The 19,132-nt window shown below is 40.4% G+C and carries 14 protein-coding genes and 1 tRNA gene; all 15 read right to left on the bottom strand.

Annotated features, from left to right (window positions below; all coding sequences use genetic code 11):
- On the bottom strand, positions 1 to 344 hold a 344-nt coding region (locus B0169_RS18955), incomplete at its 3' end, for a GTP-binding protein (RefSeq protein ID WP_235838646.1).
- An 81-nt stretch (positions 345 to 425) separates the two neighbouring features.
- Positions 426 to 2,522, bottom strand: a complete 2,097-nt coding sequence (gene fusA, locus B0169_RS18950) for an elongation factor G (RefSeq protein ID WP_077288473.1) — start codon at positions 2,520 to 2,522, stop codon at positions 426 to 428.
- Positions 2,523 to 2,662: 140 nt separating this feature from the next.
- On the bottom strand, positions 2,663 to 3,136 hold the full coding sequence (rpsG, locus tag B0169_RS18945; protein ID WP_077288472.1) for a 30S ribosomal protein S7: 474 nt from the start codon (positions 3,134 to 3,136) through the stop codon (positions 2,663 to 2,665).
- 110 nt (positions 3,137 to 3,246) lie between these two features.
- Positions 3,247 to 3,621 (bottom strand): 30S ribosomal protein S12, encoded by a 375-nt coding sequence (rpsL, locus tag B0169_RS18940; protein ID WP_011045492.1) that lies wholly within the window; start codon positions 3,619 to 3,621, stop codon positions 3,247 to 3,249.
- Between the two features lie 207 nt (positions 3,622 to 3,828).
- Positions 3,829 to 8,043 carry a DNA-directed RNA polymerase subunit beta' gene (gene rpoC / locus B0169_RS18935; protein WP_077288471.1) on the bottom strand — a complete coding sequence of 1,405 codons (4,215 nt, stop codon included), beginning with the start codon at positions 8,041 to 8,043 and terminating at the stop codon, positions 3,829 to 3,831.
- A gap of 106 nt (positions 8,044 to 8,149) precedes the next feature.
- Positions 8,150 to 12,178 (bottom strand): DNA-directed RNA polymerase subunit beta, encoded by a 4,029-nt coding sequence (gene rpoB / locus B0169_RS18930; protein WP_077288470.1) that lies wholly within the window; start codon positions 12,176 to 12,178, stop codon positions 8,150 to 8,152.
- Between the two features lie 269 nt (positions 12,179 to 12,447).
- Positions 12,448 to 12,813, bottom strand: a complete 366-nt coding sequence (gene rplL, locus B0169_RS18925) for a 50S ribosomal protein L7/L12 (RefSeq protein ID WP_077288469.1) — start codon at positions 12,811 to 12,813, stop codon at positions 12,448 to 12,450.
- Between the two features lie 102 nt (positions 12,814 to 12,915).
- Positions 12,916 to 13,410: a 50S ribosomal protein L10 gene (rplJ, locus tag B0169_RS18920; RefSeq protein ID WP_077288468.1), complete on the bottom strand. Its 495-nt coding sequence runs from the start codon at positions 13,408 to 13,410 to the stop codon at positions 12,916 to 12,918.
- 300 nt (positions 13,411 to 13,710) lie between these two features.
- A complete protein-coding gene (gene rplA / locus B0169_RS18915) occupies positions 13,711 to 14,406 on the bottom strand; it encodes a 50S ribosomal protein L1 (protein WP_077288467.1) in 696 nt (231 codons plus the stop codon).
- Between the two features lie 3 nt (positions 14,407 to 14,409).
- The gene (gene rplK, locus B0169_RS18910) at positions 14,410 to 14,838 is read right to left on the bottom strand and encodes a 50S ribosomal protein L11 (protein WP_077288466.1); all 429 of its coding nucleotides are present in this window, start codon (positions 14,836 to 14,838) and stop codon (positions 14,410 to 14,412) included.
- A gap of 328 nt (positions 14,839 to 15,166) precedes the next feature.
- Complete coding sequence (nusG, locus tag B0169_RS18905) at positions 15,167 to 15,745, bottom strand: transcription termination/antitermination protein NusG (RefSeq protein WP_077288465.1); 579 nt, start codon at positions 15,743 to 15,745, stop codon at positions 15,167 to 15,169.
- A gap of 10 nt (positions 15,746 to 15,755) precedes the next feature.
- Entirely contained in the window at positions 15,756 to 16,139 is a 384-nt protein-coding gene (gene secE, locus B0169_RS18900; RefSeq protein WP_077288464.1) for a preprotein translocase subunit SecE, read from the bottom strand.
- 107 nt (positions 16,140 to 16,246) lie between these two features.
- Positions 16,247 to 16,323 (bottom strand) — tRNA-Trp (locus tag B0169_RS18895).
- 296 nt (positions 16,324 to 16,619) lie between these two features.
- Positions 16,620 to 18,350, bottom strand: coding sequence for a potassium/proton antiporter (locus B0169_RS18890; RefSeq protein WP_077288463.1), 1,731 nt, complete (start codon positions 18,348 to 18,350; stop codon positions 16,620 to 16,622).
- A gap of 677 nt (positions 18,351 to 19,027) precedes the next feature.
- A partial coding sequence (locus tag B0169_RS18885; RefSeq protein ID WP_202971843.1) for an EF-Tu C-terminal domain-related protein occupies positions 19,028 to 19,132 on the bottom strand: 105 nt, incomplete at its 5' end.

Genomic DNA, 19,132 nt, shown 5'->3' with positions numbered 1-19,132 from the left:
TGTGGCATTGGACCATCTGTAGCAGCAACTACTAAGATAGCACCATCCATTTGTGCTGCACCTGTGATCATGTTTTTGATGTAATCAGCATGGCCTGGGCAATCTACGTGTGCGTAGTGACGTGTTTCTGTATCGTACTCGATGTGAGAAGTATTAATAGTAATACCACGCTCACGCTCTTCTGGAGCATTATCGATTTGTGCGAAATCTTTAACTTCACCACCGTGAACTTTTGTAAGTACAGCAGAGATAGCAGCTGTTAAAGTTGTTTTACCGTGATCGACGTGACCGATAGTACCAACGTTAACGTGCGGTTTATTACGTTCAAATTTTTCTTTAGCCATTTTTCAATTACCTTAAAGTTTATTAAAAGCGCAGCCAATTAGACCGAGCCAGACTTTCACTAACTATAAGTGAGTGCCTTACTAAGATTCAATTATTTTGTCGGCAACAGCTTTAGGTGCTTCGCTATACTGCTGAAACTCCATCGAGTATGATGCACGACCTTGTGTTGCACTACGCAGAGCCGTAGCATAACCAAACATTTCCGATAGTGGTACAGTTGCATTCACTACCTTAGAACCAGCTGGACCTTCGTCCATGCCATCGATCATACCGCGACGACGATTTAAATCGCCCACGACATCACCCATGTTTGCTTCTGGCGTGATAACTTCAACTTTCATCATCGGCTCAAGAATTACTGGTGACGCATTTAGCGCACCTTGTCTGAAGCCCATTGATGCAGCGACCTTAAACGCCATTTCGTTTGAATCGACATCATGAAAAGAGCCATCATAAAGCGTAACTTTAATGTCCAATAACGGATAACCCGCTAAAACACCACTGTCCATTTGCTCACGACAACCTTTTTCGACTGCTGGTATATATTCTTTTGGAACACAACCGCCAGTTGTTTCATCGACAAACTCGAATCCTCCGCCTTCAGGCAAAGGTTCCATTCTCAACCAAACATGACCGAATTGACCACGACCACCTGATTGACGAACAAATTTACCTTCCACTTCTACAGATGAACGAATAGTTTCGCGATAAGCCACTTGTGGATTACCAACATTACATTCAACGCTAAATTCGCGCTTCATACGTTCAACTAAAATATCGAGGTGCAATTCCCCCATACCAGAAATGATGGTTTGACCCGTTTCTTCATCAGAGACTACTCTAAATGATGGGTCTTCTGCGGCCAACTTTCCTAGCGCAATACCCATTTTTTCTTGGGCAGCGACAGTCTTTGGCTCAACTGCTACAGAAATAACTGGTTCAGGAAAAACCATACGCTCAAGTGTGATCACATGATTCGCATCACATAAAGTATCACCTGTAGTGACATCTTTAAGACCAATAGCCGCAGCTATATCACCAGCACGTACTTCTTTAATTTCCTGACGGTCATTTGCATGCATTTGAACAATACGACCTAAACGCTCTTTTTTGCCTTTAACAGGATTGTATATACTGTCACCAGTTTTTACTACACCTGAATAGACACGAAAGAATGTTAACGTACCGACAAATGGGTCAGTCGCAATTTTAAATGCTAAAGCAGCAAATGGTGCTTTATCATCAGCTTCACGACAGCCTTCAGTTTCGTTTTTGTCATTATTAATACCTGTAATCGCCTTTACATCTATTGGCGAAGGTAAAAATTCAATGACTGCATCAAGTACTGCTTGTACGCCTTTATTTTTGAAAGCAGAGCCACAAGAACAAAGGACAATTTCATTGTTTAGCGTACGTGTTCGTAGTGCAGATTTAATTTCTGCTTCGGATAAATCACCTTCTTCAAGGTATTTATCCATTAATTCTTCAGAGGCTTCAGCTGCTTCAGAAACAAGTTTTTCATGCCATTCATCGGCTTGTTCTTGCATATCTGCAGGAATATCTTCATAAGTGAAGGTCATGCCCTGGTCATTTTCATTCCAGTTAATGGCTTTCATCTTAACTAAGTCGATAACACCGGCAAAGTTTTCTTCCGCACCAATAGGTAAGTTAATTGGCACTGCATTAGCTTCTAAGCGAGAATTGAGTTGTTCAACAACGGATAAGAAATCGGCTCCCGTTCGATCCATCTTATTGACAAATACTAAACGAGGAACGGAATATTTCTCCATTTGACGCCAAACAGTTTCTGTTTGTGGCTGAACTCCTGAAGATGCACATAATACTAATACCGCACCATCTAATACACGCAGAGATCTTTCTACTTCGATAGTAAAATCTACGTGACCAGGGGTATCGATGATATTAATGCGGTGGTCTTCAAATTGTGCTTCCATCCCTTTCCAGAAACAAGTTGTAGCCGCAGAGGTAATAGTAATACCTCGCTCTTGCTCTTGCTCCATCCAGTCCATGGTAGCTGCGCCATCATGAACTTCACCGATCTTATGAGAAAGACCAGTATAGAAAAGTACCCTTTCTGTTGTTGTCGTTTTACCGGCATCGACATGAGCACAGATACCAATATTTCGGTAACGCTCAATAGGGGTTATACGTGCCACAATTACATCCTCTTTCTGAGATTTTTCTCAGATTATAAAACAGTTGTGGCTATCATTCAGTATCCATTTTGATACTAGATGATAACCACGGCATAACACTCTCAACTACCAAACTAACAATGACTGCTAGTTGATAGCTTCTACCAACGGTAGTGAGCGAATGCTTTGTTAGCTTCAGCCATACGGTGAACGTCTTCACGTTTCTTAACCGCTGAACCTTTGCTGTCAGACGCATCTAACATTTCGTTAGCTAGGCGCTGAGCCATTGATTTTTCACCACGTTTACGAGCTGCTTCAACTAACCAACGCATGGCTAGTGCATTACGACGCACTGGACGTACTTCAACTGGAACTTGGTATGTAGAACCACCAACACGACGTGATTTAACTTCCACTTGTGGGCGGATGTTATCAAGTGCTGTTTCGAATAACTCAAGGTGAGTTTTTTCAGAGTTCTTTTCAGTCAAAATGTCTAATGCACCGTAAACAATTTTTTCTGCAGTAGATTTTTTACCATCAACCATAAGGATGTTGATGAATTTTGCTAAAAGTTCGTTATGGAACTTAGGATCTGGCAATATTTTTCGTTGCCCTACGACGCGTCTTCTTGGCATCTTAATTCTCCGTTATATTCAGGATAAACCCAAAATGTAATATGTTATTTGGCCTTACTTAACGTTTCTATTCTTTAGCTCATTCATTTCATAAGCTAAGAAAGGGAAACTTAAGATTTAGGTCGTTTAGCACCGTATTTAGAACGGCCTTGTCTTCTGTCGCTTACACCTGAACAATCTAGTGCACCACGAACGGTGTGGTAACGCACACCTGGTAAATCTTTAACACGACCACCGCGAATCAAAATAACGCTATGCTCTTGTAAGTTGTGACCTTCACCACCGATGTATGAAGTTACTTCGAAGCCGTTAGTTAAACGAACACGAGCAACTTTACGTAGTGCTGAGTTAGGTTTTTTTGGTGTAGTTGTATACACACGAGTACATACGCCACGACGTTGAGGACAAGCTTGTAACGCTGGAACGTTACTTTTTGTTACTTGTCTTACACGTGGTTTACGTACTAATTGGTTAATAGTTGCCATTAAATAGCTCCCGATTAGTTAAATTTGTGTAAATTCCAATCAATGGGGAAATTTACACCCTTATAAACGTGAAAATCCGCGACTCTAGATTCAATACACAATGGTACGGAATATAGGGTCGCGGAATTCTATAGGTCAAGCTTTAACCTGTCAAGCTTTACTCGCATTAGACAGGCTAATCATCTGCTTTTAACCGATTTAGCTTTACTATTCACTCGTAGAGCTTAAATCTGCATTTAAAGCGTCAGTTAATGCTTGCGCTGCTTCATCAGCTGATACAGTTACTTCTTCAACAGGAACAGCGTTTTTAGCACGCGCACGTTCTTGATGGTAAGAATAACCAGTACCGGCTGGGATTAAGCGTCCAACAATAACGTTTTCTTTCAAGCCACGAAGTGTGTCTTTCTTACCAGCTACCGCTGCCTCAGTAAGTACACGCGTTGTTTCTTGGAAAGATGCCGCTGAAATGAATGATTCAGTTGCTAAAGATGCTTTAGTGATACCCATCATTTGCATTTCATATTCAGCTGGTTGCTTACCTGCAGCTTCTAACTCACGATTTGAGATGTTTACACGTGCAACTTCAACGATTTCACCTTTCAGGAAGTTACTATCACCTGCATCTAAGATCTCACACTTGCGGATCATTTGACGCACGATAACTTCGATGTGCTTATCGTTAATTTTAACACCTTGTAAACGGTATACTTCTTGTACTTCGTTAACAATGTAATTAGCAACTGGTGCTACGCCACGTAAACGTAAGATATCATGTGGAGACTCTGGACCATCGGCGATTACTTCACCTTTAAGTACAGATTCACCTTCAAACACGTTCAATTGACGCATTTTAGGAATCATCTCTTCGTATACTTCACCACTCGGTTGAGTAATTAATAAACGTACTTTACCTTTCGTTTCTTTACCGAAACCGATAATACCTGTTTTCTCAGCTAATATAGCTGGTAGTTTAGGCTTACGCGCTTCAAATAAATCAGCTACACGTGGTAAACCACCGGTAATATCACGAGTTTTCGATGAAGCTTGTGGAATACGTGCTAACGCATCACCAACACCAACTTCCGCACCATCTTCCAAGTTAACAATTGCGTTACCTGGTAAGAAGTATTGTGCTGGAATTTCTGTACCCGCGATCATTACGTCATTGCCTTTAGCATCAACCAATTTAACCATAGGGCGCATTTCTTTACCCGCAGAGTTACGTTGACCTGCTTCAGTTACAACGATACTTGATAGACCGGTAAGTTCATCAGTTTGGCGAACCATAGTAACACCATCAATCAATTCAACGAATTGAACCTTACCACCTACTTCAGTGATAATTGGATGCGTATGTGGATCCCAGTTAGCAATGATATCGCCTGCGTTGATAACTTCGCCATCTTTCTTACTAAGAATGGTACCATAAGGCACTTTATAGCGTTCTTTCTCACGACCTAACTCATCAATTACCGTCAGTTCAGATGAACGTGATGTAATCACTAAGTGATCTTCAGAGTTAGTTACAAACTTAGCATTTTGTAATTTCAGTGTACCTGTGTTTTTAACTTGTACGCTGTTTTCAGCTGATGCACGAGATGCAGCACCACCGATGTGGAACGTACGCATGGTCAGCTGTGTACCAGGTTCACCAATTGATTGTGCTGCCACAACACCAATCGCTTCACCTTGGTTGATCATATGACCACGAGCCAAGTCACGGCCGTAACAATGAGCACAAATACCAAAGTCAGTTTTACAAGTAATGATTGAACGCACTTTCATTTGATCAATTGAATTTTCTTCAATGAAATCACATAAAGCTTCGTCAATTAATGTATTACGTGGAAGTAATACTTCATCAGTACCTGGTTTAACAACATCTTCTGCGACTACACGACCAAGAACACGCTCACGAAGTGGTTCAACAACATCACCACCTTCAATTAATGGTGTCATTAACAAGCCATCATGTGTACCACAATCATGTTCAGTAACGACTAAATCTTGTGCTACATCAACTAATCGACGGGTCAAGTAACCCGAGTTAGCCGTTTTCAATGCCGTATCAGCCAAACCTTTACGCGCACCATGTGTTGAGATGAAGTATTGTAATACGTTCAAACCTTCACGGAAGTTAGCGGTGATTGGTGTTTCGATGATTGAACCATCTGGCTTAGCCATCAAACCACGCATACCGGCTAACTGACGAATCTGTGCAGCACTACCACGTGCACCTGAATCGGCCATCATATAGATTGAGTTGAAAGAGTCTTGCTCTTCTGGCTCACCGTCACGGTTAATAACAGTTTCTTTCGATAAGTTGTCCATCATCGCTTTCGAGATTTTTTCGTTGGCAGATGACCAAATATCAATAACTTTGTTGTACTTCTCACCCTGTGTTACAAGACCTTGCTCGAACTGGGTTTGAATTTCTTTAACTTCTTCTTCTGAATCTTCGATAATAGTGTATTTCGCTTCCGGAATAACCATATCGTCGATACCAACTGAAGCACCTGCGATCATCGCATAATGGAAACCTGTGTACATAATGTGGTCAGCAAAGATAACAGTATCTTTTAGACCTAAATTACGGTACGCATGGTTAATCAGTTTTGAAATAGGCTTCTTGCCCAACGGCTGATCAATAAGATCATAAGGCATACCGTCTGGACAAACTTGCCATAAAATTGCACGGCCAACTGTGGTATCACGTAAGGTAGTTTTAGGTTCAAATACACCTTCACTATTACGAACATGTTCGGTAATACGAATTTTAACGCGAGCATGAAGTTCAGCAACACCCGTACGATAAGCTTTTTCGGCTTCTTTCGTATCGGTAAATACCATGCCTTCACCTAAACCATTTACGCGATCACGTGTTAGGTAATATAAACCTAAAACAACATCTTGCGATGGTACGATGATTGGGTCACCGTTAGCTGGTGAAAGAACGTTGTTCGTTGACATCATCAACGTACGCGCTTCCATTTGTGCTTCGATTGTCAACGGTACGTGTACCGCCATTTGGTCACCATCGAAATCGGCGTTATATGCCGCACAAACCAATGGATGCAAATGAATCGCTTTACCTTCAATTAATACAGGTTCAAACGCTTGGATACCCAATCTATGAAGAGTTGGTGCACGGTTAAGCATAACCGGATGTTCACGAATAACTTCGTCTAATACATCCCAAACTTCAGCGCCTTCACGTTCAACTAATTTCTTAGCTGCTTTAATCGTTGTAGCTAAACCACGTGCTTCTAATTTACCGTAGATAAATGGCTTGAATAGCTCAAGTGCCATTTTCTTAGGTAAACCACACTGGTGTAAGCGTAGCGTTGGACCAACGGTGATTACTGAACGACCAGAATAATCAACACGTTTACCCAATAAGTTCTGACGGAAGCGACCTTGCTTACCTTTAATCATATCGGCAAGAGATTTAAGAGGACGTTTGTTAGAACCAGTAATTGCGCGACCACGACGACCATTATCTAATAATGCATCAACAGATTCTTGCAACATACGTTTTTCGTTACGTACGATAATATCTGGTGCTACTAGATCTAGAAGACGTTTTAGACGATTGTTACGGTTGATTACACGACGGTATAAGTCATTTAAATCAGACGTTGCAAAACGGCCACCATCCAATGGTACCAATGGACGTAAGTCCGGTGGTAAAATTGGTAAAACGTTCATGATCATCCACTCAGGTTTGTTACCTGAAGCTGCGAATGCTTCCATTAATTTTAAACGTTTAGTGATTTTCTTGCGTTTAGTTTCGCTACCAATCTCTGGTAATTCTTCACGCATTTGCGCTACTTCACCGTCAAGATCGATTTGTTGCAATAACGCAAGTACCGCTTCCGCACCCATTAGGGCGTCAAACTCATCGCCGTGCTCTTCTAACGCGTCAAGATATTCTTCTTCCGTTAGGATCTGGCTTTTCTCTAATGTTGTCATACCTGGCTCGGTAACAACATAAGATTCAAAGTAAAGCACGCGCTCAATATCACGTAATGTCATGTCTAGTAATAGACCGATACGCGATGGTAATGATTTTAAAAACCAAATGTGAGCAACTGGGCTTGCTAATTCGATATGACCCATACGATCACGACGAACTTTTGTTAATGTAACTTCAACGCCACATTTTTCACAAATAACACCACGATGCTTCAGACGTTTATATTTGCCACAAAGACATTCATAGTCTTTAACTGGACCAAAAATACGCGCACAGAACAAGCCATCTCGTTCTGGCTTAAAAGTACGATAGTTAATCGTCTCAGGTTTCTTTACTTCACCAAATGACCATGAACGAATCATGTCAGGCGAAGCTAGTCCGATGCGAATACCATCGAACTCTTCTGTTTGATTTTGTTGCTTAAGAAACTTAAGTAAATCTTTCACACTCTATCTCCTGTCGGAGTTAAATACCGGAGAGAACAGTTTCCTGCTCTCTCCCTGTACTGACTTTCAGCGCTAGCTCAATGTCAGCAATGTAGCTTAAGGTAGCCTAGTCCTGATCTAATTCGATGTTGATACCCAACGAACGAATTTCTTTCAACAATACATTGAATGATTCAGGGATACCCGGTTCCATTCTGTGATCACCGTCAACTAAGTTTTTGTACATCTTAGTACGACCGTTAACATCATCAGATTTAACCGTTAACATTTCTTGCAAGGTATAAGCAGCACCGTATGCTTCTAGTGCCCACACTTCCATCTCACCGAAACGCTGACCACCAAACTGTGCTTTACCACCTAATGGTTGTTGCGTTACAAGACTGTAAGAGCCTGTAGAACGCGCATGCATTTTGTCATCAACCAAGTGATTCAGTTTCAACATATACATGTAACCAACAGTTACCGGACGCTCAAATTCACGACCTGTACGGCCATCAGTAAGAGTGAACTGGCCACTTTCAGGCATATCAGCAAGTTTAAATAACTCTTTAATTTCTTTCTCGCTTGCACCATCAAATACTGGTGTAGCAATCGGAAGACCTGCTCGTAGGTTACCCGCTAGACGCATAATTTCATCATCAGAGAATGAATCAATATCTACGTTTTGACGAGATTCGCCTAAGTTGTAAACTTCTTTCAAGAATTCACGTAATTTCTGAATTTCTTGTTGAGCTTCCAACATGCGGTTAATTTTTTCACCAATACCACGTGCAGCCATACCTAAATGGGTTTCTAGGATCTGACCGATGTTCATACGTGAAGGTACACCCAATGGGTTAAGCACAACATCAACGGGTACACCGTGCTCATCGTATGGCATATCTTCAACAGGTACTACGTTTGAAATAACACCTTTGTTACCATGACGACCAGCCATTTTATCACCTGGCTGAATGCGACGTTTAACCGCTAAGTATACTTTAACGATTTTTAATACGCCTGGTGCTAAATCATCACCTTGCGTGATCTTACGACGCTTAACTTCATACTTCTTATCAAAGTCAGCTTTAATATTGTCGTATTGCTCAGCAATTTGCTCAAGCTCTGACTGTTGACCTTCATCAGCTAAGTTTTGAACTAACCACTTATCACGTGACATGCTATTAAGATCAGACTCATTTAAACCTGATGCTAACAATAATTTTTTAGCACGTGCGTAAATACCATCTTCTAAAATGCTGAACTCGTCACCCAAGTCTTTCTTAACTTGTTTAAGTTGCATTTCTTCGATTTCAACAGCACGAGCATCTTTTTCTACACCGTCACGTGTGAAGATTTGTACATCGATGATAGTACCTGAAACAGAGTTAGGTACGCGTAAAGAGCTGTCTTTAACATCAGCCGCTTTTTCACCAAAGATGGCACGTAAAAGTTTTTCTTCTGGCGTTAATTGCGTTTCACCTTTAGGAGTAACTTTACCCACCAAGATGTCGCCACCATTAACTTCAGCACCAATGTAAACAACACCTGCTTCATCTAATTTAGAGAGTGCAGATTCACCAACATTTGGAATATCAGCAGTAATTTCTTCACTACCAAGCTTAGTATCACGAGCAATACAGGTTAACTCTTGAATATGAATCGTGGTAAAACGATCTTCAGTAGCAACACGCTCAGATAACAACATTGAATCCTCAAAGTTGTAACCATTCCAAGGCATGAAAGCAATACGCATGTTTTGACCAAGTGCCAATTCACCCATATCGGTTGAAGGACCATCAGCTAACACATCACCACGAACCACTGGCTCAGCCATACGACACAATGGACGCTGGTTAATACAAGTGTTTTGGTTTGAGCGGGTGTATTTAGTTAAGTTGTAAATATCAATACCAGCTTCACCAGCTACCATTTCATTTTCATTAACTTTTACAACAATACGTGATGCATCAACGTAATCGATAACACCGCCACGTTTTGCTACAACTGTTACACCAGAGTCAACCGCTACAATTTTCTCCATACCGGTACCAACAAGTGGCTTATCCACAATTAATGTTGGAACCGCTTGACGTTGCATGTTCGAGCCCATTAAGGCACGGTTAGCATCATCGTGTTCTAGGAACGGAATCAATGACGCCGCTACTGATACGATTTGTTGTGGAGAAACATCCATATACTGAACTTGGTCAGCAGACATTAAGGTAAATTCGTTTTTATGACGACAAGCTACCAGGCCATCAACTAATTTACGATCGGCATCAACTTCAGCCGTTGTCTGTGCGATGACAAAGTTACCTTCTTCAATTGCAGAAAGGTAATCGATTTCGTCTGTGATATAGCCATCAACAATTTTACGGTATGGTGTTTCTAAGAAACCATAATCATTAGTACGTGCGTAACATGAAAGTGAGTTGATCAAACCAATGTTTGGTCCCTCAGGGGTTTCAATCGGACATACACGACCATAATGCGTTGGATGAACATCACGTACTTCAAAACCTGCACGCTCACGAGTCAAACCACCTGGCCCTAAAGCAGAAATACGACGCTTATGCGTTACTTCTGATAACGGGTTGTTTTGATCCATAAATTGTGACAATTGTGATGAACCGAAGAATTCTTTAACGGCAGCAGAAATCGGCTTAGCATTAATTAAATCTTGTGGCATGATCGCATCTAAATCACCAAGACTTAAACGTTCACGAACAGCACGTTCAACACGAACTAAACCAACACGGAATTGGTTTTCAGCCATTTCACCAACACTACGGATACGACGGTTACCTAAATGGTCAATATCATCCACTTCACCTTTACCGTCACGAATGTCGATCAAGGTTTTCATAACTGAAATGATATCTTCTTTAGTTAAAACACCAGTACCGACATCATCAGCGTTACCGACACGACGGTTGAACTTCATGCGACCTACTGTTGATAAGTCATAACGCTCTAGTGCAAAAAATAAATTATTAAATAATGTATCTGCAGCGTCTTTTGTTGGTGGCTCACCAGGACGCATCATACGATAGATTTCAACTAATGCTTCTAGGCGGTTAGTCGAGTTATCTACGCGTAAAGTGTCCGACATATAAGAACCAACATCAAATTCGTTCATATATAGAGTAGAAAGTACTTTATGACCTGCTTGGCTTAATTCAGCTAGCATTTCTAAGGTAATTTCAGCATTCGCTTCTGCAATGACTTCACCTGTAGATTCATCGATATAGGCTTTAGAAAGCACTTTACCAACGATATATTCCGCAGGAACATCTAAAGTAGTCATTTTCTCTTTTGAAAGAGAACGAATATGACGAGCAGTAATACGACGACCTTGCTCAACAAGTACATCACCATTTGGTAATTTAATGTCGAAAGTTGCTGTTTCACCACGTAAGCGCTCTGGAATTAAATCCATTACTAACTTATCGCCTTTAATCTCGAAATTAGTCGTATCGTAGAAAATATCTAGAATTTCTTCTGTAGAGTATTCCAAGGCACGTAAAATGATCGATGCAGGTAATTTACGACGACGGTCAATACGGACGAATAAATTATCTTTAGGATCAAATTCGAAATCCAACCAAGAACCACGGTAAGGAATAACACGAGCGTTATATAACACTTTACCCGAAGAGTGTGTTTTGCCTTTATCATGATCGAAAAACACACCAGGAGAACGATGTAATTGAGAAACAATAACACGCTCAGTACCATTGATGACAAATGTACCATTGTCAGTCATTAATGGTATTTCACCCATGTATACTTCTTGTTCTTTGATATCTTTTACTGTGCCTGCTGCTGCTTCTTTATCATAAACAACTAAACGCAATTTAACGCGTAACGGCGCAGAATAGGTTACACCACGAATTTGACATTCTTTAACATCAAATAGTGGCTCGCCCAAACGGTAGCTAACATATTGTAATTCTGAGCTACCAGAATAAGCTTTAATTGGAAAAATAGAATGAAACGCAGCCTCTAGGCCTGTTTCACCTGTTGGATCAATATCAATAAACTTACGGAAAGATTCGAGTTGGATTGATAACAAGAATGGATAATCCATTACCTGTACACTTTTACCAAAGTCCTTACGAATACGTTTCTTTTCAGAGTAAGAGTAAACCATGGGGTTCCTCAGCTTGCTGGTTATGGCCGAATCTGCCTTAAAATACCAATTGGATTTAAATAATGGTGTAAATTACACAAAAGTAATTAACAATTATCTAATCCAATTGGTATCAGGACAGGATATTGCAGTGATGCTTTCTACATCAAGCATCAAATAATGCACTGTTTTGGTTTAAAAAAAAACCACTTTCTTTAGCGCAAAAAGGCCGGTGACGTTTAAATCACCAGCCATTGCCTTTTCAGGCAAATAATCTGTTTAATAACAGACTATTTGATCTCAACAGAAGCACCTGCTTCTTCAAGAGCTTTCTTAAGTTCTTCAGCTTCAGCTTTTTCAACACCTTCTTTAAGTGCTTTAGGAGCTGATTCAACTAAGTCTTTAGCTTCTTTTAAGCCAAGACCTGTAGCGCCACGAACCGCTTTGATTACTGCAACTTTCTTCTCACCGAAACCAGTTAAGATTACGTCGAATTCAGTTTGCTCTTCAGCAGCAGCACCGGCATCGCCAGCAACAGCAACAGCAGCAGCAGCAGATACGCCGAATTTTTCTTCCATTGCTTCAATTAGTTCAACAACGTCCATTACTGACATTTCAGCAACTGCGTTTAGGATATCGTCTTTAGAAATAGACATTTTAAATTTCCTGTTTTAAGTAACAGCCTTTCTGACTGTTATAAATAACTATAAATACAAAAAGTGCGAATTGTGCTCTTATTATTAAGAGGTAAACAATTATTAAGCAGCTTCTTGCTCTTTCTGATCGCGTACTGCAGCAATAGTGCGGACAAGTTTGCCTGCAGATGCTTCTTTCATAGCGCTCATTAAACGTGCAATTGCTTCGTCGTAAGTAGGTAGCTTAGCTAACATGTTTACGTCTACTGCATTACCTTCAAATGCTGCTGCTTTTAATTCAAAAGCTTCGTTAGTTTTAGCGAAGTCTGTGAATAAGCGTGCTGCTGCACCTGGATGCTCGTTTGAAAATGCAATTAATGATGGACCAACTAATGTGTCAGTAACACATTCAAAGCTAGTACCTTGTAATGCACGACGTGCTAATGTGTTACGGATAACTTTCATCCATACACCATTTTCACGAGCTTGCTTACGTAATACAGTAATTGCTTCAACTGAAACACCGCGTGAATCCGCGACTACAGCTGATTGAGCGCCATTGGCAGCTTCTTGAACTTCAGCAACAATTGCTTTTTTGTCATCAAGATTGATAGCCATTGGCTTTACTCCTGGTTCACCGGCGATAAAAAACCGGTATTTACTATCCCTAGGCAAATTATTATCTGCTTAGGCCGTTACGGCGAGGACCAGAATTAGGAAATACTGGGTAATCACCATCTACGTAGGAAAAATTAAGCTTGCAACGAAGAATCGTTTCAGCTCCTACGGTCTTTGACGGGGCTGCCTGACGCAATTTAATGCGAATATACAGACAACACCTACCAAAATTTAAGGGGCGAAATTATAGTCTACAATTTCACCCTTGTAAAGCATCGATTATCGACACTTCACAGAAAATTATAGTGTCAAGCTAGCTTGGTTGACGACAACGCCGGCACCCATAGTAGTTGAAACAGAAACTTTCTTAATGTACTGGCCTTTAGCATTAGCTGGTTTTGCTTTTTTAAGCGCTTCCAATAATGACTCAAGGTTTTCCTGCAATTTAGCATCTTCGAAATCAGCCTTACCAATTGTAGTATGGATGATACCGTTTTTGTCATTGCGGTAGCGAATTTGACCCGCTTTAGCGTTATTTACAGCAGTAACAACATCAGGAGTTACTGTGCCAACTTTAGGGTTAGGCATTAAACCACGTGGGCCTAAGATTTGACCTAGTTGACCAACAACACGCATAGCGTCTGGAGTAGCAATTACAACGTCAAAGTCCATGTTACCGGCTTTAACTTGCTCTGCTAAATCTTCCATACCTACGATGTCAGCACCAGCTTCTTTCGCTTTGTCTGCGTTTGCACCTTGTGTAAATACAGCAACACGTACATCACGACCAGTACCGTTTGGTAGCACAGTTGCGCCACGTACGTTTTGGTCAGATTTACGAGCATCGATGCCAAGATTTACAGCAACATCTACACTTTCACGGAAGTTAGCCGTAGCTAATTCTTTTAATAAAGAAAGTGCTTCATTGATGTCATATTCTTTTAATACGTCTACTTTTTCACGGATAAGACGAGCGCGTTTTGATAATTTAGCCATTGATTAGTCCTCTACCACTAAACCCATTGAACGAGCAGAGCCCGCAATGGTACGCACTGCAGCTTCCATTGAACCAGCAGTAAGATCTGATTCTTTTGTCTTAACGATTTCTTCAAGTTGTGCTGTAGTAACAGTACCAACTTTTTCAGTGTTAGGACGACCTGAACCACTCTTGATACCAGCAGCTTTTAATAATAAATAAGCAGCAGGTGGAGTTTTTGTTTCGAACGTGAAAGAACGATCAGCATATACAGTAATAACTACTGGAACCGGAGCGCCTTTTTCTAAAGAATCTGTTTTTGCGTTAAACGCTTTACAGAATTCCATGATGTTCACACCGTGTTGACCTAGTGCAGGACCAACTGGCGGTGACGGGTTTGCTGCGCCAGCAGCAACTTGTAGCTTGATTAAAGCTGTGACTTTTTTAGCCATGGTTTTAATACCTATAGTTTGGGTTCAAACGCTAATAATTATAATCAGCTCCCCGTTAACGAAAATCGATTATACCTTTATCAGATAAAATCGGCAGCGGATTATATATTATTCAAAGGCGCTAGTGCAAGATAAGATGCTTAATTTGTTCAAAAAAAGAACGTAACCACCAAGCATATAGCAGAAAGTATGAAGTTAACCGCTGTGTCTGAACTATCTCGACAGTATTAGTCTAAGGGTGTTGAGTCAGATTTCCGTTTACCAATAGTAAAATTTAGCCATAAAAAAACCAGAGTATAGACTCTGGTTTTTATTGCTATCTTAAGTTTTAGCCTTTTTCAACTTGGCCAAACTCTAAATCAACTGGCGTAGAACGACCAAAAATAAGTACCGATACTTTGATACGGTTTTTCTCGTAATCAAGCTCTTCGACCACACCATTAAAGTCAGCAAATGGACCGTCAATAACACGTACCACTTCACCTGGTTCAAATAATGTCTTAGGCTTAGGCTTATCTGTTTCTTCAAGGCGCTGTAAAATTCGGTCAGCTTCCTTTTGTGTTATTGGTGCTGGACGATCACTAGTACCACCAATGAAGCCCAATACACGTGGCACGCTTTTTACTAAATGCCATGCTTCTTCATCCATCGCCATCTGTACTAACACATAGCCAGGAAAAAATTTGCGTGCACTTTTACGCTTTTGACCTGCACGCATTTCAATAACTTCTTCAGTTGGTACTAAGATCTGACCAAACTTATCTTGTAAGTTATGAATTTCAATATGTTCAGCTAAAGTTTTTTGTACGCGACCTTCATAACCTGAAAATGCTTGGACAACATACCAACGTAAATGTGATTTGTTTGTCTCTTCAGGCGTCTCTGTATTTACTATTTCTTCAGTCATGATATTACCTTTAACCTACTTTTAAACCGGTGATCAATCCCACTACCCAAAACAGAACTGAATCTAAGCCCCATAGTAGTAAAGACATAATTAATGTTGCGACTAAAACGATACCGGTTGTTTGCACCGCTTCTTGACGTGTCGGCCAAACCACTTTACGAACTTCAGTACGTGATTCTTTTGCAAATGCAACAGCAGTACGCCCTTTAACTGTTTGCATAGCAACAAGTCCTGCAACAATAATAGCAGCAATTACTGCTAAAGCGCGAACAAGAATTGATTGCTCAGCGAACATGTAATTACCGACAACAGCGCCAGCTAAAAGTAAAACAATTACGCTCCACTTTAAGAAATCTAATGAACCACTTGGCTCAGTTTCAGTATTTGCATTCATATCTACTACCTGTAATTACGTGTCTAAACTAAGACAAAACAACCCCAATATTATCGAGGTTAAAATCTAAAGCCCCTACAATTAACTTATAAGCACTTTACTAAAAATGGCAGGGGTAGAGAGATTCGAACTCCCAACCGTCGGTTTTGGAGACCGCTGTTCTACCAATTGGAACTATACCCCTGTAAATTGTACTTACACTTGCCGAGTGATTCTTAGTTGTTTGGGAAAATTAAGAGATACTCAGAAGTGAAGCGCTATTATACTGAGCAAAAGATTTTACTCAAGGGAAATTTACAAGATAATCTTTAGCAACTGAGTTGGCTAAATCAGACAACTCTAAAATATTGAACAATGCTTATATAAATAACCACATTAACAGACCTTTAAGAAGCTTAATGTGGTTAAACTATTAACAACGTAGCCAGCAAACCACTATGCCTATTCATGCAAAATACACTTTAAACCAGAGGTAAAATATTAATTTAGCGCCTTGAGTTTATCTCCTGTCACTAAGACACCGACCGTGATGATACGCTGCGCTACCATATCACGCACATACAACTTCACGTCGCCTAGTTCAACAACAGCATCAATATTAGGTAAAGTATTAAGTGTCGACCTTATTACTTGCTCTAACGTATCTTGCGCAGCACCAACTATATCAATATTGTATGAGCGTGCTATATCTGTGATTTTAGTATTACCTTTTACCCTAAGCTCTTGAGTAGATAATTCATTTTTTTCGCCATAGGTTTTCCCTGAAAACACACAGTCAACAAATATTCTAGTATGCGGTTTAAGGATAATAAATAGCTGATCTTCAGCCTGAAGTAAGGTTGAACCTCGAGGTGCAATTACATTTCCATCTCGTGAAATCATCGCGACAACAGTACTTTCAGGTAATGCTAATTGCGATAAACGCCAACCAACTGCACGAGATGTTTTACCTAAAGTGTATTCCACAATATCGGCATCTACATCGCCTAACGCAGTAATTTCTAATGTTGCTGCAGGTGTTACTGGCGGAGGTAGCGTTAGCTTCAGTTTCCTTGCCATCCAAGCTAAGCTAGAGCCCTGTAGCGTTGCTGATATCAACACAACAAAAAAGACTACATTGAAAATAAGATCAGCACCTGGTAAACCAAAAATCAGCGGAAATATCGCCAATATTATTGGTACAGAGCCACGCAAGCCTATCCATGAAACTAAAGTCATTTCGCGCAAATTAAAACCAAACACAGCTAAAACCGGCATAACAGCAATAGGTCTTGCAATAAAAATTAACACAAAAGCTATCATTAGTCCTTCAAGCCAAACATCAAATAGTGATGTAGGTGTGATCAATAGCCCTAATACCACGAACATGGTTATTTGGCTCAACCAGGCTAAACCATCATGAAATAGAAAAGTACTGCGTTGAAAAACAAATCGACTATTGCCGATCACGACACCCGTTATAAATACGGCTAAAAAGCCACTACCACCAATATTAGCGGTAATACCAAATGACAATAAACCGCAAGCAGAGACCAGTACAGGGTATAACCCTGCGGCTGCTAACTGAATTTTATTAATCAGTCGTACTGACATCCAACCAACGGCTAACCCAACAGCAGCACCCAAGCCCATTTGTGATAAAAACATAATGAGTAATCCAGTGCCAGGTTTCATTTCATTAACTAGAATTTCTAGTAACCCAACAGTCAGAAATATCGCCATAGGATCATTTGAAGCACTTTCGATTTCTAAAGTGGCTTTTAGCTTTTTATTTAAGTGAATACCCGCATTTCGTAGCAAAGCAAATACAGCAGCAGCATCTGTTGAACCAACAATAGCCCCTAACAATAAACCTTGTAATATCGGTATTTCTAAAATGTAGGCGGCCGCAACGCCAGTGAGCGCTCCGGTAATTAATACCCCTAACGTTGCTAGCGCAGATGCGGGTTTCCAAACTTGCTTTATAGCCTTGACTGGAGTTTGTAAGCCACCATCAAATAAGATCAGTGCTAATGCTAATGTACCTAATGAATGAGCCGCTTCCGCGTTATCGAAAAAGATCCCTCCGGGGCCATCTTCACCTGCCAGCATACCAACAATGAGAAAGAGCACCAGCACAGGAAGCCCCAATCGAGCCGATAATTGACTCGAAATAATACCGAGTAAAATCAAAACAGCAGTCAACAGTATTATTTGGTCAATAAAAAACACATCGAACTCCCTTTAGTTGTAATAGACCACCAAGCCTATGTGGAAAGCATACCATTATCCGTAAAATACGACTTATACTCCTCAATAGGTTAAGCCTTTTACTTGCATTACGAGTAACTAACGCTTAGGTTTTGGGTAAACATTGCCATTTCAAGTGCTGAACATGAGCTCAATTTAACAAATATTACGCATATTTAGTATTTTTATTGGTGTTTTTCATTTTAATGCCATCAATTTAGTTAGAAATAAAACTAATAAATACAATCTAATAGAAAATTTCGCCTAGATATTTGTCATGAAATGGAGATGAATTAAGCATTTTTCGAACTAAGAATCAGCGATACAAAAATACCTACTGAACAGTAATCTTCGTTAAATCTACTCAGTAGCACAAAACAAAAAAGAGCGCCGAAGCACTCTTTTCTTCAGTTCTACTATCCACCAAAATCTGACTAACCAGGTAATGATTGTAGATACAGCACCAGTACTAAATGCACGACTTTCAGCTGCGCACCAGACCTGCTTGCAAAAATCACTAAAAATAGTCCATTGAGACTACTTTACTAACGTATTTCTTCATCACGAATAAACCCGTGAAGTTGCTCCTACTGAAAACAAAAAAGGCCGCATATAGCGACCTTTCTTTATAGGCTCAATGAGCACTAAAATCTGACTAATTAGTCGATGATTTTAGATACAACACCAGCACCAACTGTACGACCACCTTCACGAATCGCGAAGCGTAAACCTTCGTCCATCGCTACTGGGTTGATAAGCTCTAC

The sequence above is a fragment of the Cognaticolwellia aestuarii genome, from assembly GCF_002000025.1.
GTDB lineage: Bacteria > Pseudomonadota > Gammaproteobacteria > Enterobacterales > Alteromonadaceae > Cognaticolwellia > Cognaticolwellia aestuarii.
The sequence above is the reverse complement of the archived record's forward strand: the minus strand, read 5'-3'. Positions and strand labels throughout refer to the sequence as shown.

Coding starts and splice junctions, on each gene's coding strand:
- rpsG (WP_077288472.1), bottom strand. CDS start 3,136: ATGCCAAGAAGACGCGTCGTAGGGCAACGAAAAATATTGCCAGATCCT.
- rpsL (WP_011045492.1), bottom strand. CDS start 3,621: ATGGCAACTATTAACCAATTAGTACGTAAACCACGTGTAAGACAAGTA.
- rpoB (WP_077288470.1), bottom strand. CDS start 12,178: ATGGTTTACTCTTACTCTGAAAAGAAACGTATTCGTAAGGACTTTGGT.
- rplL (WP_077288469.1), bottom strand. CDS start 12,813: ATGTCTATTTCTAAAGACGATATCCTAAACGCAGTTGCTGAAATGTCA.
- rplJ (WP_077288468.1), bottom strand. CDS start 13,410: ATGGCTATCAATCTTGATGACAAAAAAGCAATTGTTGCTGAAGTTCAA.
- rplA (WP_077288467.1), bottom strand. CDS start 14,406: ATGGCTAAATTATCAAAACGCGCTCGTCTTATCCGTGAAAAAGTAGAC.
- rplK (WP_077288466.1), bottom strand. CDS start 14,838: ATGGCTAAAAAAGTCACAGCTTTAATCAAGCTACAAGTTGCTGCTGGC.
- nusG (WP_077288465.1), bottom strand. CDS start 15,745: ATGACTGAAGAAATAGTAAATACAGAGACGCCTGAAGAGACAAACAAA.
- secE (WP_077288464.1), bottom strand. CDS start 16,139: ATGAATGCAAATACTGAAACTGAGCCAAGTGGTTCATTAGATTTCTTA.